At 71.2% G+C, this 26,674-nt stretch carries 14 protein-coding genes; 4 read left to right on the top strand and 10 right to left on the bottom strand.

Features of this window, described 5'->3' with window-relative positions; translation table 11 throughout:
* Positions 1-45 precede the first annotated feature (45 nt).
* On the top strand, positions 46-1,578 hold the full coding sequence (locus NS3_RS08845) for an acyl-CoA synthetase (RefSeq protein WP_067856542.1): 1,533 nt from the start codon (positions 46-48) through the stop codon (positions 1,576-1,578).
* Between the two features lie 65 nt (positions 1,579-1,643).
* Here the strand turns inward: NS3_RS08845 and NS3_RS08840 are convergent, their stop codons facing one another.
* Positions 1,644-2,246, bottom strand: coding sequence for an HdeD family acid-resistance protein (locus tag NS3_RS08840; RefSeq protein WP_067856539.1), 603 nt, complete (start codon positions 2,244-2,246; stop codon positions 1,644-1,646).
* 85 nt (positions 2,247-2,331) lie between these two features.
* Positions 2,332-2,745 carry a VOC family protein gene (locus NS3_RS08835; RefSeq protein ID WP_067856536.1) on the bottom strand — a complete coding sequence of 138 codons (414 nt, stop codon included), beginning with the start codon at positions 2,743-2,745 and terminating at the stop codon, positions 2,332-2,334.
* Positions 2,746-2,995: 250 nt separating this feature from the next.
* Between NS3_RS08835 and NS3_RS08830 the strand changes: the two genes are divergently transcribed.
* On the top strand, positions 2,996-3,985 hold the full coding sequence (locus tag NS3_RS08830; protein ID WP_067856533.1) for a glycosyltransferase family 9 protein: 990 nt from the start codon (positions 2,996-2,998) through the stop codon (positions 3,983-3,985).
* 12 nt (positions 3,986-3,997) lie between these two features.
* Here the strand turns inward: NS3_RS08830 and NS3_RS08825 are convergent, their stop codons facing one another.
* Positions 3,998-4,324 (bottom strand): ArsR/SmtB family transcription factor, encoded by a 327-nt coding sequence (locus NS3_RS08825; protein WP_067856530.1) that lies wholly within the window; start codon positions 4,322-4,324, stop codon positions 3,998-4,000.
* A 184-nt stretch (positions 4,325-4,508) separates the two neighbouring features.
* On the opposite strand from NS3_RS08825, the gene NS3_RS08820 reads away from it, so the two are divergent.
* Positions 4,509-5,210 (top strand): M23 family metallopeptidase, encoded by a 702-nt coding sequence (locus NS3_RS08820; RefSeq protein WP_067856527.1) that lies wholly within the window; start codon positions 4,509-4,511, stop codon positions 5,208-5,210.
* A gap of 30 nt (positions 5,211-5,240) precedes the next feature.
* Here the strand turns inward: NS3_RS08820 and NS3_RS08815 are convergent, their stop codons facing one another.
* On the bottom strand, positions 5,241-5,564 hold the full coding sequence (locus tag NS3_RS08815; protein ID WP_067856524.1) for a hypothetical protein: 324 nt from the start codon (positions 5,562-5,564) through the stop codon (positions 5,241-5,243).
* A 220-nt stretch (positions 5,565-5,784) separates the two neighbouring features.
* Here NS3_RS08815 and NS3_RS08810 point away from each other — a divergent pair, with 220 nt between their 5' ends.
* The gene (locus tag NS3_RS08810) at positions 5,785-6,120 is read left to right on the top strand and encodes an RNA polymerase-binding protein RbpA (protein ID WP_067856521.1); all 336 of its coding nucleotides are present in this window, start codon (positions 5,785-5,787) and stop codon (positions 6,118-6,120) included.
* Positions 6,121-6,201: 81 nt separating this feature from the next.
* Here the strand turns inward: NS3_RS08810 and NS3_RS08805 are convergent, their stop codons facing one another.
* From NS3_RS08805 to NS3_RS08780, 6 genes are all read right to left on the bottom strand, one after another.
* Positions 6,202-7,014 carry an ABC transporter permease gene (locus NS3_RS08805; protein ID WP_067856878.1) on the bottom strand — a complete coding sequence of 271 codons (813 nt, stop codon included), beginning with the start codon at positions 7,012-7,014 and terminating at the stop codon, positions 6,202-6,204.
* A 59-nt stretch (positions 7,015-7,073) separates the two neighbouring features.
* Positions 7,074-8,063 carry an ATP-binding cassette domain-containing protein gene (locus NS3_RS08800; protein WP_067856518.1) on the bottom strand — a complete coding sequence of 330 codons (990 nt, stop codon included), beginning with the start codon at positions 8,061-8,063 and terminating at the stop codon, positions 7,074-7,076.
* Between the two features lie 65 nt (positions 8,064-8,128).
* Complete coding sequence (locus NS3_RS29970) at positions 8,129-22,069, bottom strand: non-ribosomal peptide synthetase (RefSeq protein ID WP_245649526.1); 13,941 nt, start codon at positions 22,067-22,069, stop codon at positions 8,129-8,131.
* A gap of 373 nt (positions 22,070-22,442) precedes the next feature.
* Positions 22,443-24,035: an apolipoprotein N-acyltransferase gene (lnt, locus tag NS3_RS08790; RefSeq protein ID WP_245649525.1), complete on the bottom strand. Its 1,593-nt coding sequence runs from the start codon at positions 24,033-24,035 to the stop codon at positions 22,443-22,445.
* Positions 24,036-24,442: 407 nt separating this feature from the next.
* Positions 24,443-26,035: an amidohydrolase gene (locus NS3_RS08785; RefSeq protein ID WP_067856509.1), complete on the bottom strand. Its 1,593-nt coding sequence runs from the start codon at positions 26,033-26,035 to the stop codon at positions 24,443-24,445.
* 72 nt (positions 26,036-26,107) lie between these two features.
* Positions 26,108-26,593: an FxsA family protein gene (locus NS3_RS08780; RefSeq protein WP_067856506.1), complete on the bottom strand. Its 486-nt coding sequence runs from the start codon at positions 26,591-26,593 to the stop codon at positions 26,108-26,110.
* Between the last annotated feature and the right edge of the window lie 81 nt (positions 26,594-26,674).

Here is a 26,674-nt window from a genome sequence, read left to right as displayed (position 1 = left end):
CCAGGCGGTCACGGCAACGGACCGCTCGTTCCTGCGAGGAGCAGCATGTATCCCGGCGCACACGTCGACCGTTTCCCGGACAAGCCCGCGGTGGTCATGGCCGAATCCGGCGAGACGCTGACCTATCGGGAGCTGGAGGACAACTCGATCCGGCTCGCGCGGCACCTGCGCGAAGCGGGGCTGCGCAAGGGCGACCACCTGGCGCTGGTGTCGGGCAACGACCCGAAGATCTACGAGGTCTACTGGGCCGCATTGCGATCCGGGCTTTACATCACCGCCGTCAACTGGCACCTGTCCCCCGCCGAGATCGCCTACATCGTCGACGATTGCGGAGCGAAGGCGCTGATCGTGTCGGCCGATCTGTCCGAGGCCGCGCAGGCGATCGTCGAGCAGACCCCGAAGGTCGAACTCCGCATCGCCTACGGCGGCGAGGTCCCCGGCCACACCTGCTACGAAGACGCGCTGGCCGCGTCCTCGGCCGAGCCGATGGAAGACCAGCCGCGCGGCACCGACATGCTGTACTCCTCGGGCACCACCGGCAGGCCGAAGGGCATCAAACAGCCGCTGCCGGAACGCCAGGTCGGCGACGCACCCGGCGACACCTACACCGCGATCTTCGGTCCGATGTACGGATTCGACACCGAGACCGTGTACCTCTCGCCCGCGCCGCTGTATCACGCCGCGCCGCTGCGGTTCGGCGGCGTCGTGCACGCCCTGGGCGGCACGCTGGTCGTGATGGAGAAGTTCGATGCCGAGAAGGCGCTGGCGACCATCGAGAAGTTCTCGGTGACCCACAGCCAGTGGGTGCCGACCATGTTCGTGCGCATGCTCAAGCTCGACGAGTCGGTGCGCAACCGCTACGACGTGTCCAGCCTGAAGGTGGCCGTGCACGCCGCGGCGCCGTGCCCGGTCGAGGTCAAGCGCGCGATGATCGACTGGTGGGGCCCGGTGCTGCACGAGTACTACGCCTCCACCGAGGCCAACGGCGTCACCTTCATCGACAGCGAGCAGTGGCTGCGCAAGCAGGGTTCGGTCGGCAGGGCGGGCCTCGGCGTCATCCGCATCTGCGGAGACGACGGTGCGGAGCTGCCGGTCGGCGAGATCGGCACCGTGTACTTCGAGCGCGAGGTGGCGCCGTTCGCCTACCACAACGATCCGGCCAAGACCGCCGAGGCGGCTCACCCGGAGCATCCGACGTGGACCACCACCGGCGACATCGGCTACGTCGATGACGAGGGCTACCTGTTCCTCACCGATCGCAAGGCTTTCATGATCATCTCCGGCGGCGTGAACATCTACCCGCAGGAGATCGAGGACGCGCTCGCGCTGCACCCGAAGGTGTTGGACGTGGCCGTGATCGGCGTGCCCGACGAGGAGATGGGTGAGTCGGTGAAGGCGGTCGTGCAGGCGGCGCCCGGCGTCGAGACCGGACCGGAGCTGGCGAGCGAACTGCGCGATTTCCTGCGTGAGCGGATCGCCCACTACAAGGTCCCCCGCAGCTTCGACTTCGCCGAGGATCTGCCGCGCACACCCACCGGCAAGCTGGTCAAGGGCAAGCTGCGCGCCCAGTACGTCTGAGAGTCCCCCGCTCGGGAGCGGCGTCTGCCGGACGCGGCTCCCGAGCCCTTCTCCCGCACTTCGCGTTACACGGGATTCGGTGGCACCCGAAGCGCGTCGTCGAGCCTCTTGGCGTCCCTGCGGACCCCGATCGCGGTGACGATCTCGGTCACACCGAGCACGATCAGCCAGATACCAGCCACCAGGGTCAGGGTGGCGATCGAACTGACCGGCCAGATCACCAGGATCACGCCGGCGATGATGGTCAGCACACCGAACAGGCCCTGCCAGCCGCGCCCCGGCAGGGTGGGCTCGGACACCACGGCCACCATCAGCGCGACGCCGCGGAACAGCCAGCCGATGCCGATCCACAGGCCCAGCAGCAGGATCGAGGTCAGCTCGTCGCGGAAACAGAACACGCCGACCACGATCGAGAGTGCGCCGCTGAGGAAGTACAGCACCCGCATGCCCGCGGTCTTGGTCGCACCGAAGGCCGACACCAACTGCAGCGCACCGGAGACCACCAGATAGATGCCGAACAGGATGCCGGCCACCAGCAGCGTCTTACCGGGCCACACGAGTACGACGATGCCCACGAGCACCGAGATCACACCGGTCACGAGAATCGCCTGCCACGCCGATCTGGCAAGCGTCTGGACCGGCCCGTCCACCACGTTTTCGGTTGTCATGGCAAGATGCTATTCCCGGTCCGCGGGATTTCCGCGGACCTTCGGCGGCACGTCAGGTGCGGGCTGTTCTCTACCGCCCCGGTCTCTACCGCCCCTGGGCGTTGATGTTCACCATCCAGCCGATACCGAAACGGTCCAGGCACATACCGAACTCGTCGCCCCACATCTGCTTCTCCAGCGGGACCGTGACGACACCACCGGCGCTGAGCTTGTCCCACCAGCCGCGCAGTTCGTCGGCGTCCGCACCGCTGAGGCTGATCGTGACCCTGCTGCCTTCGGAGAACTCCATGTCCGGCGGGGTGTCGGAGGCCATCACAGTGAACCCGTCGGGGGTCTCGAGCCGGCCGTGCATCACCAGCGACCCGAGATCACCCGGCGCGTCCCCGGCCTCGCCGAAGGTGTGGATGCTCAGGTCTCCGCCGAGGACATCTCGGTAGAACTCGAGCGCTTGCCTGGCCTCGGTGCGGAAGCTGATATAGGGGTTGAGTTTGCTCACCATGAGAACACTCCTCGTCGTGTGAATTTCCGGCTGGGAGTACATCTAGCGGGGAGAACACCGGCCCGTACGGCCCGAACAGACGATACTGCGCGCGGCGCGCAGTGGGATCGATAACGCCACACCCCCACAACGTTTATCGCCGCGACGCCAGGGGAAGTCCTCATCCAGTGACTCTCGCCGCGTGCGCCGAAGCCGGCCGCGGGTGGACGAGTCGGGGACCACGGACCGAAGGCTGCTAGGAGAGACGAAGGTGGCGGAACTACTCGTGCTTCAGGCACGCGGGCTGGGCGCTCTGCTCACCGCGGTCCCGGCGCTGCGCGCGCTGCGGAGAGCCGAGCCGAGTCACCGCATCGTGCTGGCCGCGCCACAACGGCTCAAGCCGATCGTCGACCTCATCTCCTCGGTCGACGCCCTGCTGCCGACCTCGTCGCCCGACGTACTGCGCTGGGATGCCCCCGCGCCCGCGCTCGCGGTGAACCTGCACGGACCGGGCCCGGAGAGTATCGCCGCCTTGACACGGACCGGCGCGAACCGGGTCCTCACCTACCGTCACCCCGCCTCGCCCGAGGTCGACGGTCCGCGGTGGCAGCCCGACGTGCACTACACCGAGCGCTGGTGTCATCTGCTCGAGTACGACGGCATCGTCGCCGACCGCCGCAATCTCGGGTTGGTGCCGCCGGTCGCCACGACCAGCCATCGCGACTGCGTCGTCGTCCATGTCGGTGCGGGCGCGCCCGCACGCCGCTGGCCTGCCGAGCGCTTCGCCGCAGTCGTGCGGCATCTGCTGGTCCAAGGCCGGGACGTGGTGCTCACCGGCGACGAGTTCGAACGCGACATCGCCCTCGGCGTCGCCGCCCGCGCCGGGCTGGCCAAGGACCGGGTGCTGGCGGGGACCCAGAACCTCATCGAACTCGCCGCGACCGTCGCCGAGGCCTCGCTGGTCGTCAGCGGCGACACCGGCATCGCGCATCTGGCGACCGCCTTCGGCACCCGCACCGTGCTGCTGTTCGGTCCGACCCCGCCACGCTGCGCCGGACCCCCGCCGCACCTGCTCGGCAGGCACGCGGTGCTGTGGGCGGGCCGGCACGGCGACCCCCTCGCCGACACCCCCGACCCCGGCCTGCTCGCCATCGAGGTGCCCGAGGTGGTGGACGCCGTCGACCAGCAACTCACCCGCCGCACCTGGCCCGGCACCGCCTCCGCGCCCCGGCGCCCCGCAGGCTGTCGCCGAGTCGGCTGACCGGCCCGCAGTTCATTCTGGCCCGAGTTCGGGCTTCGCCTCCGCGAGCGCCGCCGAATAGGCCGCCAGCGCACTCGGCCAGAATTGCTCGAGATAGTCGCGGACATCCCCCAGCCCCCTCGGATCCAAGCTGTACATCCGGCGATTGCCGAGCGGACGCCGCATGACCAGCCGCGCGGCACGCAGGACTTTCAAATGCTGGGACACCGCCGAGCTGCTCACCCGCGCGATGGCCGCGAGTTCGCCGACCGAGTGCGGGCCGAGCGCGAGCGTCTCGAACAGGGCCCGCCGGGTGGGGTCGGCGAGCGCCTCGAGGGCGCGAACTCCGTTAGTCAGCACTTCAACAGTCTGCTCACCCCGGCGCGATTCTTCAAGATCGCCCTATTACAGCATCGGCCCAGGTTGTCAATGCAGCCACGGCGTGCCTTAACCACTTCGTTATCCGATGTGGCCGCCTTTGCGGCGTTGTGAAGGTAACCACAGGATTGCGGGCGGCGGCGAGACCTGTCGTACGTTCATCGGCATGTCCGTGACCGATTTGTTATCAACCTTCCGGCCGAGCACCGCCCGATCGCGTCGTCGTGTCACGGGCCGTGCGCTGGCCCTGACCGCCGCCCTCGGCGTGTCGCTCACCGTCGTCAACGCGGTCGGACCGGACGAGACCGGCACCGCCTCGGCCGCCGCGATCGCCGACACCAACCGCGAGGTCGTCGACGCCGAGGGGAACATGGTCGAGTTCACCGCCTTCACCCCGCGCGAAGCCCAGATGCCGCAGATCGTGCCCGAGGCCGTGCTGTGGGAACAGCACCGCCTCGCTGTCGAAGCGGCGCGGCCGAAGACCGTCCGCCCGGTCGCGGGCGTGCTCACCTCGACTTTCGGCGCGCGCTGGGGCGCCATGCACGCCGGCCTCGACTTCGGCGACCCGATCGGCGCCCCCATCGCGGCGGTCACCGACGGCGTCGTCATCGAGGCGGGCCCGGCCAGCGGATTCGGGCTGTGGGTCCGCGTCCAACAGGACGACGGCACCGTCGGCGTCTACGGCCACATGAACGACATCCTGGTCTCCGTCGGCCAGCCGGTCCGCGCGGGCGACGTGATCGCCACCGTGGGCAATCGCGGTTACTCCACCGGCCCGCACCTGCACTTCGAGGTGCACGTGCCCGGCATCGGCCCGATCGACCCGGCCGGCTGGCTGGGCGCGCGCGGCATCGACGTGCACCACTGAGGTGGTCATCCACCGGCGACGCGCTCTCCGCTAGCGCAGTCGTTCCGCCTCCCGGGTGAGTTTCATCAGCGTGACGCTCAGCTCGTGCAGTTCGTCGGTGCCGGCTCCCTCCTCGATCGCCGTCGCGATGTCCTCGGCGGCACAGCGGGCCGCGAACCAGCGGTCGGCCAGATCGGCGGCCTCCTGAGCACTGAGGATCACCGAATCCTCCGGAATGCCGGTACCTTTCACGCTGTTGCGGTGCTCGTAGGCACGCTGCCTGCACGATTGACGGCAATAGCGGCGCCGGCGTCCCGACTCGGACTCCACGATCTCCCGCCCGCACCACAGGCAGGCCAGCAAGCGCCGCGTCATGGGCCATGAGACTAGTGCGTCACACGCGGATTCGCGCGCGGACCCCATCACCGGTGTCCGCGACGGCACGTGTCGGCGACGGCCGCGAGCAGCCCCGGCCCTGCCACCGACTAGGATGGAACGGTTCTCCGATCGCCGGATCGGGAACGAAGACGCGGATTCGGGCGTTGTCCTTACAGGCATACACAGGGACACTCGGACATACAGGGAGAGGCACACCATGGCAGATCGCGTACTCCGGGGCAGTCGGCTCGGAGCGGTGAGCTACGAGACCGACCGCGACCACGACCTCGCTCCGCGCCGCATCGCCAGGTACCGGACCGACAACGGCGAAGAGTTCGACGTTCCCTTCGCCGACGACGCGGAGATCCCGCCCACCTGGCTGTGCCGCAACGGCCAGGAAGGCGCCCTGCTCGAAGGCAGCACTCAGGAAGCCAAGAAGGTCAAGCCGCCGCGCACCCACTGGGACATGCTGCTCGAGCGCCGCAGCAAGGAAGAGCTCGAGGAGTTGCTCAAGGAGCGCCTCGACCTGCTCAAGACCCGCCGCCGCGGCTGACCCTTCGCGACGAACCGAGAAAGGCCGTTCCCCCGACTCCGGGGGAACGGCCTTTCTCGTACGCGCGAAAGCTGTGCGGCTCTAACGGCTGGCGACCTTGCGGTAGCGCAGCAGGGCCAGCGGCATGGCGACCGCCAGGATCGCCACCGAGCACAGCACGGCGTACTCGACGCAGTGCTCGGCGGGCCAGCCGGTGGGCTGGGCGAAGAACGGCGGCGCACCGTTCTCGAAGAGCTTCCGCCCCGACGCGGCCACCGCCGTGATCGGATTCCATTCCGCGATCACCCGAAGCGGACCGGGCAGCGCGGCGGCGGAGATGAACGCCGAGGAGATGAAGGTCAGCGGGAACAGCCAGATCAGACCCGCGCTCTGGGCCACCTCCACATTGGGTGAGAGCAGCCCGGTCAGCGCGCCGACCCAGGACATGGCGAAGGCGAACAGCAGAATGATGCCGAAGGCCAGTGCCGCGTCGGCGATCGAGCCGTTGATGCGCCAGCCGACGATGTAGCCGCAACCGACCATGACCGCCAAGCTGAGGACGCTGACCACCAGGTCGGACAGGGTACGGCCCATCAGCACCGCCATCCGCGACATCGGCAGCGCGCGCATCCGGTCGATGATGCCCTTCTGCAGGTCGCCTGCCAGGCCGACGGTGGTGAAGGCGGCGCTGAAGGCGACGGTCTGGGTGAAGATGCCCGCGAGCAGGAACTCCCGATACTGGCTGCCGCCCAGGGAGGCGCCGAAGATGTAGGCGAACAGGAACACGAACATCAGCGGCTGGATGGTGGCGGTGACCAGCAGGGTCGGTACCCGCAGGATGGTCAGCAGATTGCGGTGCGCGACGATGGCGCTGTCCCTGACGAACCGGAATCTCGGCGAGTATTCCACCGCCACCGGGCTTTTCGTCGGGGGTGTGGGCGCGATGTCGTCCGGGGCCAGTTCGGCGGCGGTGGTCACGACAGGATCTCCTCGGGGACGTCGTCGGTTTCCGGTTCGGCATCGCCGGTGGCGGGGCTGCCGGTGAGGGACAGGAACACGTCGTCGAGACTGGGCCGGTGCACGCTCGCGTCGAGCACGCACACGCCCGCATCGTCGAGCCTGCGCAGTGCCTCGACCATGGTCCGGGTGCCGTCGCCGACCACCACCGAGACCTCCTCGCCGCCGGGTTCGTGCCGGGGCTCGCCCAGCCCGACCTCGCCGAGCACGGTCAGCGCGGGCGTCGCGTCCTGGCCCGCTGCCAGGGTCACGGTGAGCCGGTCACCGCCGATGGCGGACTTCAGCTCCTCCGCCGAACCGCGCGCGATGACCCGGCCGTGGTCGATCACCACGATCCGGTCGGCCAGCACGTCGGCTTCCTCGAGGTACTGGGTGGTGAGCAGGACGGTGGTGCCGTCCTCGACGAGTTCGCCGATGACCCGCCACATGTCGAGCCTGCCGCGCGGGTCCAGGCCGGTGGTCGGCTCGTCGAGCACCACCACCGGCGGCCGGGTGACCAGCGCGCCCGCCAGATCGAGGCGGCGCGCCATACCACCGGAGTAGGTGCCCGCCCTGCGGTCGGCGGCCTCCTCGAGGCCGAGTTCGGCCAGCAGCATCCTGGCGCGCTCGGTGGACTCCTGCCTGCTCATGCCGTAGAGCCGGGCGACCATGCGCAGATTCTCGAAGCCGGTGAGATTGGCGTCGATCGCCGCGTACTGGCCGGACAGGCCGATGCGGGGCCGGGCCGCGGCAGGATCGCGCAGCACGTCGACACCCGCCACGCGCACCGTGCCCGCGCTGGGGCGCAGCAGGGTGGTGACGATCCGGACGGTGGTGGTCTTGCCCGCGCCGTTGGGACCGAGCAGGCCCATCACCGTGCCGGCCGGGATCTCCAGGTCGACCCCGTCGAGCACGCGCGTCTTGCCGTAGTTCTTGACCAGTCCGCGCACTTCCACAGCCATGCTCATCTGCGCCCGCCTTCGTCCCGGCGCACGCCGGTGGCCTCACTCACCAGAGTTCTCCTTCGTCGGAATCACTGCTCGGTCGGAATCACTGCTCGGTCGGGCCCGTAGCCGTCCAGATGACCGCGCAGCAGCGGGCCGATCCGGTCGAGCGCTTCGGGGGTGGTCATCGCCGCGTGCGAGCACGGCACCGCGTGCTCGTGCACCCGGCCGGCGACGAACGGCTGCCAGGCCGCCGCGCGACGGTCGGGGTCGGCGAGGTTGATCTCGTCGGCGGCGGCGTGGAAGAACACCAGATCACCGTCGAAGACGCGGGGCCGGAAACCGTGCGCGAGCACCGTGCCGGTGGCGTACTCGCGGAACAGACCGCGCAGCTGGTCGTCGGTGAGCGCCGCGAACGGTCCCGGCTGAGCTCGCAGCAGTCGCGTCGCCTGGTCGGCGTCGAGGTCGGGGCCCGCCTGGTCGCCGAGGTCGACGCCGAACTCGGCGAGGATCTCGGCCGCCGAGGGCATCGCCCGGTCCAGCCAGCGATCGGTCAGCCGGTGGCTGTCGAGCATGGCCAGGGTCGCCACCTCGTCGCCGTCTTCGCGCAGGCGCACGGCGATCTCGTGGGCGATGAGACCGCCCAGCGACCAGCCGGCCAGATGGTAAGGGCCCTGCGGCTGCATCGAGCGGATGACGGCGACGTAGTGCTCGGCCGCCTCGTCCATCGACGTGAACCCCGCGGTCCCGGTGACGTGCGGGGATTGCAGACCGAACACCGGCAGGTCCGAGGGCAGGTGGGCGAGCAGCCCGGCGTAGCACCAGGACAATCCGACACCGGGCGGCACGCAGAACAGCGCGGGCCTGGCGCCGCCGGAACGCAACGGCAGCACCGGCGCCAGCGCCGCGGTGACCGCGGCGGCGGGATCGGCGTCGGACAGCTTGGCCGCCACCGCCGCGGGAGTGGCGTCGGCGAACATGACCTGCACCGGCATGTCGATGCCCAGGGCGCGCAGTTCCGCGACGACCTTGGTGGCCAGCAGCGAGTTGCCGCCGAGTTCGAAGAACCCGTCGTCCACGCCGACCCGCTCGACGCCGAGCACCGAGGCGTAGGCCGCGCACAGGGCCGCTTCGACGGCCGTACCGGGCGCCCGGTACTCGACCGCTCCGGTGAACACCGGCTCCGGCAGCCGTGTGCGGTCCATCTTGCCGGTGGGACCGAGCGGCACCTCGTCGATGAGCATGATCGCTTGCGGGACCATGTAATTGGGCACGAGCGCCGCCGTGTGCGCGGTCAGTTCCCTGGCGGTGACCTCGTTGCCGGGGTGCGGTTTCACATACGTCACCAGCGCGGTGCTGCCCGCCGCGGTCTTGTGCCCGAAGGTCGTCGACATCGCCACCGCCGGATGCTTGGCCAGCGCGGCGTCGATCTCGCCGAGTTCGATGCGGAAACCGCGGATCTTGACCTGATCGTCCACCCGCCCGATGTATTCGACGTCGCCGGGCGAGGCGGGCCGCCAGCGCACCAGATCGCCGGTGCGGTACATCCGCTCACCGGGCTTGCCGTAGGGGTTGGCCACGAACCGCTGCGCGGTCAGGCCGGGCTGGTTCAGGTAGCCGCGAGCCAGGGCGTTGCCGGACAGGTGCAGTTCGCCGGTCACGCCGACCGGGCAGGGGTGCAGTCGCCGGTCGAGAATGCTCGCGCCGACACCGCGGATCGGACCGCCGATGGTGATCGGGCCGTGCGGGATCAGCGGCTGCGACATCAGCGTGACGATGGTGGTCTCGGTCGGCCCGTACACGTTGTGGAGGTTGCGGCCCACGGACCACCGGTTGGCCATGTCCGGCGGCAGTGCCTCCCCGCCGGCCAGCACGTGCCGCAGGTCGGTGATCCGCTCCGGGTCCACGGTGCCCAGCGCGGAGGTGGTGATGAACGCGTGGGTGATCTCCTCCTCGACGAGAGTGCGGGTCAGCTCCGTCCCGCCGACCACACCGGTCGGTGCGATCACCAGGGTGGCCGCGCCACCGAGAGCGAACAGCAGGTCCAGCATCACCGCGTCGAAGCTGGGGGTCGCGAAGTTGAGCACCCGGTCGGCGGGGCGCACGTCGTACCGCTGCGCGCATTCGGCCGCGAAATTCGACAGACCGCCGTGGGAGACCACCACGCCCTTGGGCTTGCCGGTCGAACCGGAGGTGTAGATGACGTAGGCCGGGTTGTCCATGCGCAGCGGACCGCGCCGGTCGCGCTGCGTGATCGGGGCCGGTGAGGCGGCCAGCACCGCGGTACGGAAATCGTTGTCGTCCAGCAGGATCCAGCCCGACTCGGCGGGCAGGGCCGCGCGGCTCTCGGCGAGCGTGAGACCGAGCGCGGCGCCGGAGTCGGCCAGCATGTGCGCGATCCGGTCGGGCGGGTACAGCGGATCGACCGGAACGAAGGCCGCACCCGCCTTGGCCACCGCCAGCATGGCGGCGATCGCCTCGACCGATCGGGTGAACCCCAGGGCCACCAGAGTCTCCGGTCCGGCGCCTGCCTCGATCAGCACCCGTGCCAGTCGGTTGGTCCAACGGTCCAGCGCCTCGTAGGTGACCTCGGTGCCGTCGCTGCACAACGCCACCGCGAGCGGGTCGTGCGCGGCCGCCGCGGCGAACACCTCGGGGAAGGTGATCGGCCGGTCGGCCGCGGCGCCGCGCACCTCCGCCAGGCCGGACCATTCGACCGGGTCGAGCAGCTGCAGGTCGCCGACGTGGGTGGCCGGGCCGGTGGCGATTCCCGCGATCAGCCTGCGCAGGCGCTTGCCGAGCGCACGGGCCGTCGACTCGTCGAACAGATCGCCGGCGTAGGTCACCGCGAGGGTGATTCCGTCGGGTTCGCGCAGCGGGGTGTGCGACTCGGTGAGGGTGAACTGCAGGTCGAACTTGGCGATTCCGGTGTCGATGTCCTCGGCCTCGATGCGCAGGCCGGGCAGTTCCAGTACCCGTACCGGATGGTCGCGCACCGAGAGCATCACCTGGAACAGCGGGTGATGCGATTGTGAGCGCGCCGGGTTGAGCACCTCCACCAGCCGCTCGAACGGCAGGTCGGCGTGGGCGAAGGCGTCGAGGTCGGTCTCGCGGACCTCGCGCAGCAGGTCGGTGAAGCGCGCGTCGGGATCGATCCGGGTGCGCAGCACGAGAGTGTTGACGAACATGCCGATCATCCGGTCCAGCGCCGGATGGCCCCGTCCGGCGATGGCGGTGCCGACGGTGATGTCGTCGGCGCCGGTCATCCGGTGCAGCAGCACCGCGAGCGCCGCGTGCAGGATCATGAACATGCTGACGTTGTTGGCCACGGCCACCCGGTGCAGTTCACGGTGGGTGAACGCGTCGATCGCGCATTCGACGGTGCCGCCCCGATAGGACGGGACCGGCGGGCGCGGCCGGTCGGCGGGCACCGACAGCAGCTCCGGGCTGCCGTCGAGGGTGCGCGCCCAGTAGTCGAGCTGACGGCTCAGCGGCGAGGACGGATCGTCCTCGGTGCCGAGCGTGTCCTGTTGCCACAGCGTGTAATCCGCGTATTGCAGCTCCGGCTCGGGCCAGTCGGCCTCGCGTCCGGCGCAGGCCGCGCGATAGGCCGCGGCGACGTCGGCGGCCAGCGGTTCCAGCGACCAGCCGTCGATGGCGATGTGGTGCACCACGAGCACCAGCACGTTCCGGGTGGCCGTGGCGGGGGTGGCCACTGCCAGTTCCGCCGCGTCGGCGAGGGTGATCAGCGCCGCGCGCAACGGCGGGGCCACGGCCAGGTCGAAGCCGCCCGCCGCGAACCCCCGCACGGTGGCGGCCACCTCGTCCTCGGTGACCGTGGCGGTGTAGAGCGTGACGGCGGCCTCGGCGGGGTCGAGCACCACCTGGACAGGCCCGCCGTCGATCTCCGGGTACACCGTGCGCAGCGACTCGTGGCGGCGTTGCACCTCGTGCAGTGCCGCGACCAGCGCGGGCAGTTCGAGCTTGCCGTGCAGCCGCAACACGACCGGGACGTTGTAGGCGCCCGCGGTGCCCTCGGCTCCGGGCGCGCCCGCGTTGAACCGGTCCAGGAACCACAGCCTGCGCTGGGCGGCCGAGAGCGGGATACGCTCGGGCCGTTCGCGTTTGCCGGGTGCGGGCCGTTCCTGTCCCGGTTCGGAACCGATGCGGGCGTCGAGAGCGGTGGCCAGCCCGGCGACGGTCGGTGCGGCGAAGACGCCGCGCACCTCCAGCCGGACGCCGGTGGCCGCGGCCAGCCTCGCGACCAGCTGGGTGGCCAGCAGCGAGGTGCCGCCGATCTCGAAGAAGTTGTCGTCGGCGCGGATACCTTCGGTGCCGAGCAGGTCGCCCATTACCGCGGCGACCAGGCGTTCGGTGCCGGTCTCGGGTTCGCGGCCCGCGCTCGCGGCGAGCAGGACCGGTTCCGGCAGGGCGGCGCGGTCCAATTTGCCCACCGGGGTGAGCGGGATCTCGTCGAGCACCGTGATGCTCGCGGGCACCATGTGCCCGGGCAGGTGTTCGGCGACGTGGGCGCGGACCTGCGCCACATCCAGGTCGGTGTCGCCGCCCACCGGGTGCACGAACGACACCAGCCGGTCGGCCCCGTTGATCCGGCGCACCTCGGTGTGCGCGAATCGGATCCGGGGATGGGTGGTGAGCGTGGCGTCGATCTCGCCGAGCTCGATGCGGAACCCGCGCATCTTCACCTGGAAGTCGCTTCGGCCCAGATAGACCAGCGACTGCTCGGCCGTCCAGCGAACCACGTCGCCGGTGCGGTACATGCGGGTGCCGGGCGCGCCGTACGGGTCGGCGACGAATCGGGAGGCGGTGAGCCCGAAGCGGTCCAGATAGCCTGCCGCCACGCCGGGACCGCCGAGATAGAGCTCGCCCGCGACGCCGACCGGCACCGGTCGCAACCGTTCGTCCAGCACGACGGCGTGCGCGCCGCGCACCAGCGTGCCGATGGTGATCTGCTCCCCCGCCACCAGCGGCGCGGAAATGGTTGCCACGATGGTCGTCTCGGTGGGGCCGTAGGCGTTGAGCATCCGCCGTCCGTGCGCCCAGCGCGCCACCAATTCGGGACCGAGCGCCTCGCCGCCGACCATCAGATCGCGCAGATCCGGCAGAGCCCACCGGTCGCGGTCGATGGTCGCCATGGCGGCGGTGGTGATGAAGGCGTGGGTGACGCGCTCGCGCTCGAGCAGTTCGGCCAGTTCGTCGCCGCCGTAGATCTGCGGCGGGCAGATGACCATGGTGGCGGCCGGGCCAAGCGCCATCAGCAGGTCGAGCACGGAGGCGTCGAAGCTCGGAGTGGCGAAATGCAGGATGCGCGAGGTGCCGTCGCTGCCCATCCGGTCGCGCAGTTCGTCGGCGAAGTCCGCCAGCCCGGCCTGGGTGACCGCGACGCCCTTGGGGGTGCCGGTGGAACCGGAGGTGTAGACGAGGTAGGCGAGGTCCGCGCCGAGAGTCGGCCGGGTCTGCTCGTCCCCGGCGATCGGGTGGCTGGGGTACCCGTCCAGCTCGGCGCGCGAGCGCGGGTCGTCGAGCAGCAGCCAGCCGGTCGGGGCGCAGTCCCGCAATTCGCGGGCGTGAGCGGTGGTGGTGAGGCCGAACGTGCTGCCGGAGTCGGTGAGCATGTAGCGCACCCGATCGGCGGGGTAGTTCGGGTCCACCGGCACGAACGCCGCGCCGGATTTGGCGACGGCCAGCATGGTGAGCACGGAATCGATCGAGCGGGTCAGCCCGAGCGCGACCCGGTCCCCCGGGCCGAGTCCGCGGGCGATCAGCGCGCGAGCCAGGCGGTTGGCGCGCCGATCCACCTCGGCGTAGGTCAGCTCGATCCCGTCCACGACCGAGACGAGCGCGACGCGGGTCCCACCGCGGCGCACCGCGTCGGCGAAATACGCCGCCAGTGTGCACACCTCGCGCGTCGTCGCGCCGCCCGGCGCCGCCGGCACACCCACGTCCCGGAGCGCGACCGCACCGGCATCGGCACCGGCCGCGAGGTCACCGGAGTCGGCATCGGTGAACTCGGCATCGGTGAACTCGGCAGGGGTGACCTCGGCAGGGGTGAACTCGGCACCGGTGAACTCGGTATCGACGAACTCGGCGCCGAGCAGCGGAGCGTCCGCGATCCCGGCGGTGCGTGCCCCCCACGCCGGGCTGAAGTGGAGGCGCTCGATGTCGGTTCGGACGTCGATGTCGCGGATCAGTACCTGCGGGTCTGCGCAGACGGCGGCCAGTACGCGTTGGAAACGGCCGGCCAGGGTGTGGACGGTCTCGGCGTCGAAGAGTTCGGTGGCGTAGACGAAGGCGAAGGCGGGATCGGTGCCCGCGCCGGCGGTGACCCGCAGCTCGAGGTCGAATTTGACGGCCGCGATGTCGAGTTCCTCGGCCCGTAGTTCCAGGCCGGGCAGCCGCAGCGCGGGCGCGGGGCCGTCCTGGACGGTCAGGGCCACCTGCACGACCGGTCGCTGCGCGCCGGAGCCCGCGGCCCGGCCGATCTCCTCCACAACCCGCTCGAACGGCACGTCGGCGTTGGCGATGGCGGCCAGCTCGTTGTCGCGATCCGCGCGCACCAGCTCGGCGAAGGACGCGTCCGGGTTCACCTGTGAGCGCAGCACCAGGGTGTTGACGAACATGCCGACCAGCTCGTCCAGCGCGGTGTCGGTGCGGCCGGCCACGGGGGTGCCGATCACGATGTCCCGCCCGCCGGTGACCGCGCGCAGCAGCACGGCCAGCGCCGACCGCATCAGCATGAACAGGCTCACCCCCTGTTCCCGCGCCATGGCGGCCGACGCGGCGCGTAGATCCTCCGGCACGGTGAATTCCACTGTGCCGGAACGATAGTGGCCGTCCTCCGGTCGTGGGCGGTCGTACGGCAGCGGCAGTTCTTCCGGCAATTCGGCGAGCTCTTCACGCCAGTAGGCCAGCTGGGCGCCCGCCGCGCTGGTGGGATCGGAGGCGTCACCGAGGCAGGCGCGCTGCCACAGCCCGAAGTCGGCGTACTGCACCGGAAGCGGCGTCCACGCCGGAGCGATGCCGTCGCGGCGAGCCTGGTAGGCGGTGACCAGGTCGCGGGTCAGCGGCGCCAGCGACCAGCCGTCGGCGGCGATGTGGTGCAGCACGATGCCGAGCAGGTAGCGGTCGGCTCCGGTGCGCAGCAGCATGATGCGCAGCGGGGTGTCGGTGGCCAGGTCGAAGCCGGTGCGGGCGAAGGCGGTCAGGCGTTCGCCCGCGGTGTCGGGATGGGCGTCGGCGAACCGGGTCTCGGGCAGGGCGTCGGCGGCACCGAGCACCACCTGGTGGGCTCCCGCGCCGTCTTCCGGGTACACCGTGCGCAGCACCTCGTGCCGTTCGATGATGTCGGTGAGCGCGGCGCGCAGGGCGCCGAGGTCGAGCGGCCCGTCGATCCGCAAGGTGAAAGCGATGTTGTAGGCGCTGGATTCGGGTGCGTACCGGTTCAGGAACCACAGCCGTTGCTGGGGCAGCGACAGCGGCAGGCGGGCCGGGCGCGGATCGGCCGCGGTCAGCGGAATCCGATGGGTGCGCGGGGCGGTGGCCAGCCGGGCGGCGACGTCCGCGACGGTGGGGGCTTCGAAGATCTCGCGCACCGGCAGTTCCGCGCCGAACTCGGCGTGCAGTGCGGCGGTCAGCCGGGTGGCCAGCAGTGAGGTGCCGCCGAGGTCGAAGAAGCTGTCCTCCGCGCCGGGCACCGGACGGCCGAGCACCTGCTCGAAGACCGCCGCCACCCGGCGTTCGGCATCGGTGCGCGGGGCCCGGGTCGGTCCGGCCGCGGTGAATTCCGGGGCGGGCAGCGCTTTGCGGTCCAGCTTGCCCGAGGGCGTCGTCGGCACCTGGTCGAGCACCACGATCGCCGCGGGCACCATGTAGCCGGGCAGCCGGTCGCGGACGGTGGCCCGGACGTCGGCGGCGTCGAGGGGTGCGCCGCCGGGTTCGCCTGTCACATAGGCGGCCAGGCGCGGGTGACCGTGTTCGTCGGTGTGTACCACGGTGAGCGCGAAGGCGACGCCGAGATGGGCGCGCAGCGCGTGGTCGATCTCGTGCAGTTCGATGCGGAAACCGCGGATTTTGACCTGGTCGTCGGCGCGGCCGAGGAAGCGCAGCGCGCCCGCGGCGTCGGTGACCACCAGATCGCCGGTGCGGTACATGCGTTCGCCGCGCCTGCCGAGCGGATTGGCCGGGAAGCGTTGCGCGGTCAGGCCGTTGCGGCCCAGATAGCAGCGGGCCAGGCCGGGGCCGGACAGGTAGAGCTCGCCCGGCGTGCCCGGCGGGACCGGCCGCAGCCGGGCGTCGAGCACGAACAGCCGCATCCCGCGCACCGGCCTGCCCAGCGGCACCGGCTGCCCGGCGGCCATCGGATCCGACGCGGTCGCGGCCACCGTGGCCTCGGACGGGCCGTACATGTTGTGCATGCGGTGGCGGGCGGTCCAGGTGGTGACCAGGTCCTGCGAGCATGCCTCGCCGCCGACGACGACCGTCGAGAGATCGGGCAGATCCTCCGCGGGCACCGTGGCCAGCGCCGCCGGGGTGACGAAGGCGTGCGTCACCCGCTCGGCGCGCAGCAGATCGGCCAGTTCCCGGCCGCCGTAGATGCCCGCGGGCGCGATGACCATCGTCGCGCCCGCCGCGAAGGCGAGCAGCAGCTCGAGCACCGAGGCGTCGAAACTCGGGGAGGAGAAATGCAGCGTGCGTGACCCCACGGCGATACCGAACAGGTGGACCTGCTCGTGCGCGAGCGAGGCCAGTCCCGCGTGCGTGACCACCACGGCCTTCGGCGTGCCGGTCGACCCGGAGGTGTAGATGAGGTACGCCGGGTGCGCGACCCGCAGCGGGAGCAGCCGATCGGCGTCGGTGAGCGGGTGGGCGGAGTGACGGGCGCATTCGGCCGTGAACTCCGCCGAGCCGAGCACCAGCCAGTCGGATGCGGTCCGCGCGTGCCTGCCACGCGCGGCCGTGGGCCAGGCGGGCAGAGCCGTCACGGATTCCGACAGGGTCAGGCCGAGCAGCGCGCCGGAATCGGCGAGCATGTGGGCGATGCGTTCGGGCGGGTAGCCGGGGTCGACGGGCACATAGGCCGCACCGGTCTTGGCCACGGCCCAGATGGCGGTGATCGCGTCGAGTCCGCGGGGCATGGCGACCGCGACGACCGTCTCCGGCGCCGCCCCGTGCGCGATGAGCGCGCGGGCCAAGCGGTTGGAGCGTGCGTCGAGCTCGGCGTAGCTGGTGCTGCGATATTCGGGATATTCGGAATACTCGGGATATTCGGGATATTCGGGATTTTCGGCCCGCGGCTCGAGGTGGCGCACGGCGACGGCGTCGGGCACCCGCTCGGCGGTCTCGGACAGCAAGCGCGCCAGGGTGGTCGGCGGGTCCGCCGGGGCCGCGGTCAGTGGCGCGAGGTTGGCGAACTCGCGTGCGTCGAGCAGTTCGATGTCACCGACCGGCACAGCGGGCGCGGCCGAGGCGGTTTCCAGCACGGTGACGAACCGGCGCGCGAACGCCTCGACCGTGTCGTGGTCGAACACGTCGGTGGCGTAGACGAATTCGGCGTCCAGCGAACCGTCGGGCCGTCCGTCGTGCACCTCCAGATGCAGGTCGAACTTGGCGATGTCGGCGGCCACCTCGAGGACTTCGGCGGTGACCCCGGGCAGCTCGATCCGCAGCTCGGGCGTGTGGTCGTAGGACAGCATCACCTGGAACAGCGGATGCCTGCCGGTGGAGCGTTCCGGGTTGACCGCCTCGACGAGCCGCTCGAACGGCACGTCGGCGTTGGCGAAGGCGTCGAGATCTACGTCGCGCACGACCTCGAGCACCCGCTCGAACCCGGCGGCCTGGTCCACCTCGGTGCGCAGCACCAGCGTGTTCACGAACATGCCGACCAGCTCGTCGAGCGCCGGATCCGAGCGGCCCGCGATCGGGGTGCCGATGGCGATATCGGTGCTCGCGCACAACCGCGACAACAGCGTCGCCAGCGCGGCGTGCAGGACCATGAACAGGCTGACCCCGCGGCCGGCGGCGAGTTCGTACGCGGCGGAGCGGATGTCGGCAGCGATGGCGAACCGGACCCGGGCGGCCCCGGCCTGCCTGCGCAGCGGGCGCGGGCGGTCCAGCGGCAGGTCGAGCTGGTCGGGCAGGCCGTCCAGCGCGGACCGCCAGTACGCCAGCTGACGATTCAGCCCGCTGCCCGCGTCGCCCTCGGCGCCCAGCAGCGCGTGCTGCCAGAGCGTGAAGTCGGCGTACTGCACCGGAAGCGGCGTCCACTGCGGCGCACTGCCCTGGGATCGCGCCGTGACCGCGGCCATCAGGTCGCGGGCGAGAGGGGCGATCGACCAGCCGTCACCGCTGATGTGGTGCAGCACGATCAGGAAGACGTGCTGACGGGGGCCGGTCGACCACAACGCCACCCGCACCGGCGCCTGGTTGCGCAGATCGAAACCGTACCCGGCGAATTCGGCGGCCAACGCGGTGACGTCGGCACCGGAGGCGTCGATCGGGTCGAGGGTGAGCGGGATGTCCTCGGCCCGGTGGATCAACTGGTAGGGACCGTCCGGTCCCTCCGGGAAGGTGGTGCGCAGGCTCTCGTGCCGGTCGATGACATCGATCAGACCGGCACGCAGCGCGGCCTGGTCGAGCGGTCCGTCCAGACGAAGTCCCAGCGGCATGTTGTAGGCGGCCGCGTGCTCGGCGAACCGGTTCAGGATCCACAGCCGCTGCTGGGCGGGCGAGAGCGGGATGTGCGCCGGGCGGCTGACCGGTGCCAGACGCGGCGGCGCCTCCTCCGGCACGCCGTCGGCGAAGCGCTCGGCCAAGGCGGCCACGGTGGGAGATTCGAACAGGTCGCGGATGGTCGGTCCGAGGCCGAGTTCGGCGGTGATCCGGGCGACCGCGCGGGCCGCGCTCAGCGAATTGCCGCCGAGCTCGAAGAATCCGTCCGCCACACCGACGTCGTCGAGACCGAGCACGTCGGCGAAGATCTCCGCCAGCATCTGCTCGGTCGCCGTCCGTGGCCGGGTCTCGGCGGTCGAACGCACCGGACGTTCCGGCGGCGCGGGCAGCGCCTTGCGATCGATCTTGCCGTTGGCGTTGAGCGGCAGCTCGGCCAACTGCACCAGCACGGACGGCACCATGTAGCCGGGCAGGGCGCGGCGCAGTCCGGCGAGGATGTCGTCGGTGTCGAGCACGGGGACGGCGGCGTCCTGGGAAGCGACGAGGTAGGCGACGAGTTCGTCGCCGCTGCGGCCGGGACGCGCGACGCACACCGCGCGCGCGATCCGGCTGTCGTCGAGCAGCACGGCCTCGATCTCGCCCAGTTCCAGTCGCTGGCCGCGGATCTTCACCTGGAAGTCGGTGCGGCCCAGGTAGTCCAGCGCGCCGGGCGCGCCGGGCCCGGTGTCCTGGCGCCAACGCGCCAGGTCCCCGGTGCGATACATCCGGGCACCGGGGACGAAGGGATCGGCGACGAAACGGTCTGCGGTGAGCACGGGTCTGCCCAGGTAGCCGCGGGCCAGCTGCACGCCGGCCAGGTACAGCTCGCCGGTGACGCCGGGTGGGACGGGACGCAGGTGCGGGTCGAGCACATAGGTACGGGTGTTCCAGATGGGCGAGCCGATCGGCACGGTCGCGATGCCCGGTGGGCACGGCCAGGCGGTCACGTCGACGGCGGCCTCGGTCGGCCCGTACAGGTTGTGCAGGTAGGGACCGGTGTCACGACCCGCGCCGAGCGCGGCGTGGAAGGCGGTGACCGTGGCGGCGGGCAACGCTTCCCCACTGCAGAACACCCGCCGCAGTACCCGGCAATCGCGCACGTCGGTGTCGGTGACGAACACCGAGAGCATGGACGGTACGAAGTGAGCCGTGGTGACGCGCTTCTCGGTGATGACGCGGGCCAGGTAGGATGGATCGCGGTGACCGTCGGGCGCGGCCACGACGAGGCGCGCGCCGACCTGGAGGGGCCAGAAGAATTCCCACACCGAGACGTCGAAGGTGGCCGGAGTCTTCTGCAGGACGGCATCGGTCTCGTCGAGTGGGTATTCGTGCTGCATCCAGCGCAGCCGGTTGACGATGGCTGCGTGGCTGATGCCCACGCCCTTGGGCTTGCCGGTGGAACCGGAGGTGAACAGCACGTAGGCCAGATGCTGCGGGTGCAGCGGCGCCGTCCGCTCCGCGTCGGTGATCGGGGACGGGTCGTAGCGCGTCGAGGCCGCCGCGTCGACGCGCAGGACGGGGGTGCGGGCGGGCGGCTCCAGATCGTCGCCGCCGGCGACCAGCACGCAGACCGGTGCGGCTTGATCGAGGATGCCGTCGCGGCGCTCGGCGGGGTGATCCGGGTCCAGCGGCAGGTAGACCGCACCGGTCTTGACGATCGCGTACATGCCGACCACCAGGTCGATGCCGCGCGGCAGGCACAGCGCGACCACGGTCTCCGGACCGGCGCCGCGCTCGATCAGCAGCCGGGCCAGGCGATTGGTCCGCTGGTCGAACTCGGCGTAGGTGAGGGTGGTGTCCTCGAAGTCGAGGGCGATCGCTTCGGGGCACCGCGCGGCGCACTCGGTGAACAGCGAGACCAGAGTGGCCTCCGGCACCGCGACCTCGGTGTCGTTCCAGGCCCGCACCACCAGATCGCGTTCCCCCGCGGTGATCGCCTGCAGTTCGCGTACCGTCGCGTCGCGAGCGGCGGTCAGGAAGCGAGCCAGGTAGTCCAGGAAGCGCTCGTGATGCGCGGTGACCTCACGCTCGGCGTAGAGCAGCCGGTTGGCCTCGAAGTCGAGGTGGGTGCCGCCTTCACCGTTGTAGATGTTGACCGACAGGTCCTCGACCGGGCCGGTGGACAGCACGTGCAGTTCCCCGGCCAGGCTGCCGAAGCGCAGTTCGTTGTTGAACAGCATGATGTTGACCATCGGGCCGAAGAACCCGCGGGTGTTGGCCGAGTAGCCGCAATCGCGGCGGATGTCCTCGTGCCGGTACCGCTGGTGGCGTAGCGCGCCGGTGATCTCCAGTTCGGCCGCGCGCACGATGTCGCCGACGGTGGTGGCGGCGCCGAAACCGAACCGCAGCGGCACCACGTTCGACAGCACGCCCGCCGAGCGCCGCAGGGCGACGGTGGTGCGGGCGGCGACCGGGAGGCTGAGCACCACGTCCGGATCGCCGGTCACCGAGTGCACATAGCCGGCGAGGGCGGCGACCAGCAGCGTCGAGGTGGTGGACCCGAGCTCGTCGGCCGCGCTGCCGAGCGCGGCGGCCAACTCGTCGGCGAGCAGCCCCTGGGCCAGCCGCCTGCCCGGATCCGGCATCGGACCCGCCGCGACCGTGGACAGGCTGATCGGCTCACCGGCGCCTTGCATGTGCTCGCTCCAGTAGGCGCGGTCACGGTCGTGCCTGCTGGTCCGGTGGTAGGCGCACTCCTCGGCGTAGATCTCGGCCAGCGAGGTCGCGCGCGAGACGCTGGGTTCGGTGTGGTTCTCCAGCGCGGTGTAGATCTCGGCGGTACGCGCCACACCGGACATCGCCGCGTAGCCGTCGATCAGGATGTGGTGGGCGCGGGCATACCAGAGATACTGGCTGTCGCCGATACGCAGGATGATGTTCGTGACCAGCGGGTCGTTCTCGATGTCGATCGGTGAGGCGGCGTGTTCGCTCATCCAGCGCATCGCCGCCGCGCGGGGATCGGGCCGGTCGCGCAGATCCACCCGCCCCCAGCCGGGCCTGCGGGACGGGTCGACGACCTGCCGGGGCGTCCCATCGATCTCGACCACCCGCAGGTAGGCCGACTGGTTCTCCGCGCCGCATCGCTCGACCGCGTAGAGCAGCCTGCCGACATCGAGATCGCCGTGGATCTCGACGTACTGCGCGATCGTCAGCGGTACGTCGGGACGAATGCGCTGGGCATACCAGAGCGCGGTCTGCGCAGGTGAGAGATCGAACAGCCGATCGGAGAGATCCCGGTCCGAGAGCTGCCGGGCCAAGCCACTCGAATTGCAGTCGACGCGATCGGTGGCCAACGAACTCATCAATCACTCCATTCTTCCGCGGCTGACTCCGAGGCCCCCGAGCATCGGACGGCCCTCGCACGCACGCGTGGAGGGCCGCAGGACGTGATACACGCCTTGGATTCGGAGCCCGTACGCGGGCGGATTGCCGAGAGGCCCAAATTGTCGGTCGTTCGCACGACTCGAAGCAGACTGCGCCAGCGATGAATTCAGGGCCGATCCGTCGGCCGATTCGCCGTAAGTTGTTGCGCAGCAGGAACTACCGGACGAACATCGTCGCTCGACGGCGACATCGGCCGAGAAAACCGACGGCCGACCGACGGCTGTTCACCCGAAATCAGACACCGCCGGGCAAACCTGGCGCGCATCGGTGCCGCAGGCACCCTCTTCCGTGTCAGGCGGATTTCGCGCCCTGATCGGGGCTGCCGGTGCGCTCCGCGATGTTGTTCCGGCGACGGAGGGCGACAGCGAACAGGACCGCGCCTGCGGTCAGTGCCACGGCGAGCAGTTCGGGGAGGCCGCCGAGCCGGGTGGCCGGGGTCGTCTCCGAACGCAGCGGCAGGGTGGCTACCAGGGCTGCGGGCACGAACAGCTCGCTGGACTGCTCGATCGCGCCGTCGGCGGTGACGATGGCGCTGACTCCGGAAGTGGCGGCGACGACCAGCGCGCGGCCGTGTTCGACCGCCCGCACCCGCGACATGGCCAGCTGCTGATAGGTCATCTCGCTGTCGCCGAAGGTGGCGTTGTTGGTGGGCACGGTGAGCAGCTGCGCCCCCGAGGCCAGCGAATCGCGGAACGCCCGGTCGAAAGCGACCTCGTAGCAGGTGGCCACGCCGATCTGCGCGCCCCCGGCCCGGACGGTGCCGTCACCATCGCCCGGCACGAAATATCCGGCGCGATCGGCGTATTCGGAGAACAGCCGGAAGAACGAGCGCATCGGCAGGTACTCGCCGAAGGGCTGGACGATCTTCTTGTCGTGACGTTCCCGCGGCCCGGCCGCGCCGTCCCACACGATGACCGAATTCGTCGTGGTGCGATCGCCGTTGATCAGCACCGCGCCGACCAGGATGGGCGCGCCGATGCGCTCGGAGGCCCTGGTGATGAGTTCGGCCGCGTCGGCATTGCGCAGCGGGTCGATGTCGGAGGAGTTCTCCGGCCAGACGACCACCTCGGGGCGGCGCATCTCGCCCGCGTCGACCTGATCGGCCAGCTCCTCGGTGCGACGCACGTGGTTGTCGAGGACGGCGCGACGCTGGGCGTTGAAGTCCAGACCCAGTCGCGGCACGCTGCCCTGGACGGCGGCGACCGTGATCGAATCGTCCCCGTCGGCCGCCTCGGGCAGCGCGGATCGCAGCAACAGCCCCGCCCCGGGCAGCGCGACGACCAGCACGGCGATCAGCGCCGCACGGCGCTGCCATCCCCGGCGTCCGGCGGCCGACTCCTGCCCCGCGGCGGCCCGGCCGCGCACCGGGGGCGCCAGATCCCGCGCGAGCGCGACCAACGCGCACCCGACCAACGCGACGACGAACCCGATCAGCGGCGCGCCGCCCACCGCGGCCCACGCCAGGAACCACCCGTCGGCCTGCCCGAATGCCAGCCGCCCCCAGGGAAATCCGCCGAACGGAAAGCTCGACCGCATCCATTCGACGCTCACCCACGCCAGCGCCACCCACACCGGCCACCCCGGCAGCCGAGCGAGCAACCGCGTCAGCACGCCGAACACGCCGATATAGCCGGCACAGACGGCCGACAGCGCCAGCCACGGGACCGGCCCCACGTAGATCCCGGTCCACGGCAGCAGCGGCAGAAAGAACCCAAGTCCCGTCAGAAACCCGTAGCCGAAGCCGCCGCGCAGCCGCGCACCGCCGCGCAGTACCGCGACGAGCACCGCGATCCCCACCGGCGCGAGGAGCCAGTACGGGCGCGGCGGGAAGCTGCCGAATATCAGCAGACCGGCCACGATCGCCGCGACCGATTTCCACAGCACGGGCCATCGCGACAGCGTCGCCCACACCGGGCTTCTGCCCGAATCCGCGCCATCAGCCTGTGCCGCGCTCTCGCCCGCGTCCACAGCACCCGTGACGGCGCCTGCTCGTCCTCGGCTCTCGTGCGTACTCGCCGCCGCGCCGACCCCCGCATTCGCCGCCGCCGCGCCATGGCCTGCGCCTGCCCCTGCCGGACGCCCGCCCCCATCGGCAGCGGTCGTGTCCGCGCTCGCTTGCGCCGTGCGCGGTCTCTCCGCACCGGCCGCATGCGCATCCGGCGAACTCGTGCGGGCATACGCCGCTACCGGTGCGGCACTGTCCGGCGCCGGGCGCGCGGACGCGGTGGGCTCCGCAGCGCCCCTCGCCGGGTTCCCGCGAGCGTCCGCTTCCCGGCGCTGTTCACCCATGTTCATGCCTCGTAGATGGTGACGCCCGCGCGAACCGTGCGCAGGCAGCGCGGCAGCGGCGAATCGGCGTCCAGCGCGGGCAGGCCCGGCACCCGGGAGCGCGGGTCGGTGGACCAGCGCTGCACCGAGGCGGTGGAGGCGGCGACCACCAGTTCGTCGGCCTCCCAGACGGCGTAGTCGGCGGGTGCGCCGGGGACCAGGGTGCCCGCGACGCCGTCCCTGACGCCGCCCGCGCGCCAGGCGCCCCTGGTGGCCGCGGCGAACGCGGCGCGCGGGGAGATCCCGTGTTCGGGGGTGCGATGCAGGGCCGCCGCGCGGACCGCCGCCCACGGATTCATGTCGGTGACCGGGGCGTCGGAGCCGATGGCCAGCGAGATCCCGGCCGAGGCCATCGCGGCGTAGGGGTTGAGACCGGCGGCGCGCTTGTCGCCGAGGCGAGCGGCGTACATGCCGTCCGGTCCGCCCCAGGCAGCGTCGAAAGCAGGCTGCACGGAGGCGATCACGCCCCAGCGGGCAAGCTTCTCGATCTGCTCGGCATCGATCATCTCGGCGTGTTCGACGCGGTGGCCGCGCGCGGCCACCGCGGGGCCGCCCAGCGTTCGGACCGCCTGCTCGAATCCGGCGACGACGGCGTCCATACCCGCGTCACCGATGACGTGGAATCCGGCCTGGATACCCGCCTCGGTGCACGCGCGCACATGCGCACCGATCGCGTCGGCGTCCAGATAGCTCGCGCCGGTGCCCGGCGCGTCGGTATAGGGCTCGCGCAGCCACGCGGTGCGCGAGCCGAGAGAGCCGTCGACGAACAGATCCCCGCCGAGCGCGTGCGCACCGGTGGCCACGAGCAGTTCGCGGGCCTGGCCTGCCGTGCGCACCGCTTCGCCCCAGTACGCCCGCACCGCCACGCCGTGCTCGAAGTCGAGCAGTTCGCGCAGATCGTCCGGACCCGCGATCTCCGGGCCCGCGCATTCGTGCACCGCGACGATGCCGTGCGCGGCCGCCGCGTCGAGGGCGGCGCGGCGGGCGCGGTCACGGCGGGCGCGATCGAGGCCGGCCAGGGCGGCGGCGCGCACCAGATGATGCGCTCGGGCGCGCAGCGGCTCACCCGGTGTGTAGCCGGGTGTCGCGGGCGGCACCGCGTCCAGCAGGGCGGTGGAGACGGCGGCGGAGTGGGCGTCCACCCGGGACAGATACACCCGCTTCCCCGCGCCCGCGGCGGCGTCGAGTTCCTCGGCGGAGGGGGCGCGGCGTTCCGGCCAGCGGGTCTCGTCCCAGCCCGAACCCAGGACGGTCGTCTCCGAGTGCGCGGCGGCGAACTCGGCGACCGCGCGCAGGCACTCGGCCAGCGAGCGGGTGCCCGACAGATCGAGCCCGGTCAGGCGCAGGCCGTAGGCGGTGAGGTGGATGTGCGGCTCCACGAAGGCGGGGGCCACGAAGGCGCCGTCCAGATCGATGATCTCCGCGTCCGGGTGCAGCGCCCGCCCCGGCTGCTCGGCGCCCAGCCACACCACCGTGCCGTCGGTGACCGCCATGGCGGTCGCGTCCGGGGAACTCGAGCTGTAGAAGCGGCCACCGATGAGCAACTGGGTTCGCACGGCTGTCCAGTCTGCCGTATGGCCCGCGGCCACCGTGTTCCGGTCGGCGCCTGGCAGGCGTGACCGGTGTCCTCAGGCCGGGTCGATGGCGCGAGGGCCGACGCCGTGACCGTCGTCGTACCACTGTCGCACGACCATCCCGTCCACCACATCGCCGTCCGTATCGATCACCACGCCCCGATAGCGGGTCTGTCCGACCAGCCCGCCGACCCTGCGAGCGGCGAGGGCGGTCACCGCCGGCCGTACCAGCGCACGGGTGAACGGGACCAGCAGGAGCAGCCCCGCCACCGAGGTCACCAGGCCGGGCACGAACATGAGCACCGCGCCCAGCGCCACCAGCACGCCGTCCGCGACCGCGGTCCCCGGCCTCACCTCACCCCGGCCCACCCGCCGGAACTGCTCGAACACCCGTCGGCCCTGCGCGCCCACCAGCGCCATGCCGATCGCGGAGCCCGCGATGAGCAACAGGATGGTCGCGACGACGCCGATCCACTGGGCGACGGCCACCAGGGCGGCGATCTCGACGACGACGTAGAGCACGAACAACAGGGCGGGCATGGGCGGTCCTTCCGTTCTGGTCACCCTCGGCAGCGACGCGCTGCCCGGTGACCGCTGACTACTTCAACGGGCACCGGCCCG

Source organism: Nocardia shimofusensis NBRC 100134 (genome assembly GCF_001613125.1).
GTDB lineage: Bacteria > Actinomycetota > Actinomycetes > Mycobacteriales > Mycobacteriaceae > Nocardia > Nocardia shimofusensis.
This window is presented reverse-complemented; position numbering and strand designations above follow the sequence as displayed.

Coding starts and splice junctions, on each gene's coding strand:
- NS3_RS29970 (WP_245649526.1), bottom strand. CDS start 22,069: ATGAGTTCGTTGGCCACCGATCGCGTCGACTGCAATTCGAGTGGCTTG.
- NS3_RS08820 (WP_067856527.1), top strand. CDS start 4,509: ATGTCCGTGACCGATTTGTTATCAACCTTCCGGCCGAGCACCGCCCGA.
- NS3_RS08780 (WP_067856506.1), bottom strand. CDS start 26,593: ATGCCCGCCCTGTTGTTCGTGCTCTACGTCGTCGTCGAGATCGCCGCC.
- NS3_RS08845 (WP_067856542.1), top strand. CDS start 46: ATGTATCCCGGCGCACACGTCGACCGTTTCCCGGACAAGCCCGCGGTG.
- NS3_RS08800 (WP_067856518.1), bottom strand. CDS start 8,063: ATGAGCATGGCTGTGGAAGTGCGCGGACTGGTCAAGAACTACGGCAAG.
- NS3_RS08815 (WP_067856524.1), bottom strand. CDS start 5,564: ATGACGCGGCGCTTGCTGGCCTGCCTGTGGTGCGGGCGGGAGATCGTG.
- NS3_RS08810 (WP_067856521.1), top strand. CDS start 5,785: ATGGCAGATCGCGTACTCCGGGGCAGTCGGCTCGGAGCGGTGAGCTAC.
- NS3_RS08840 (WP_067856539.1), bottom strand. CDS start 2,246: ATGACAACCGAAAACGTGGTGGACGGGCCGGTCCAGACGCTTGCCAGA.
- NS3_RS08835 (WP_067856536.1), bottom strand. CDS start 2,745: ATGGTGAGCAAACTCAACCCCTATATCAGCTTCCGCACCGAGGCCAGG.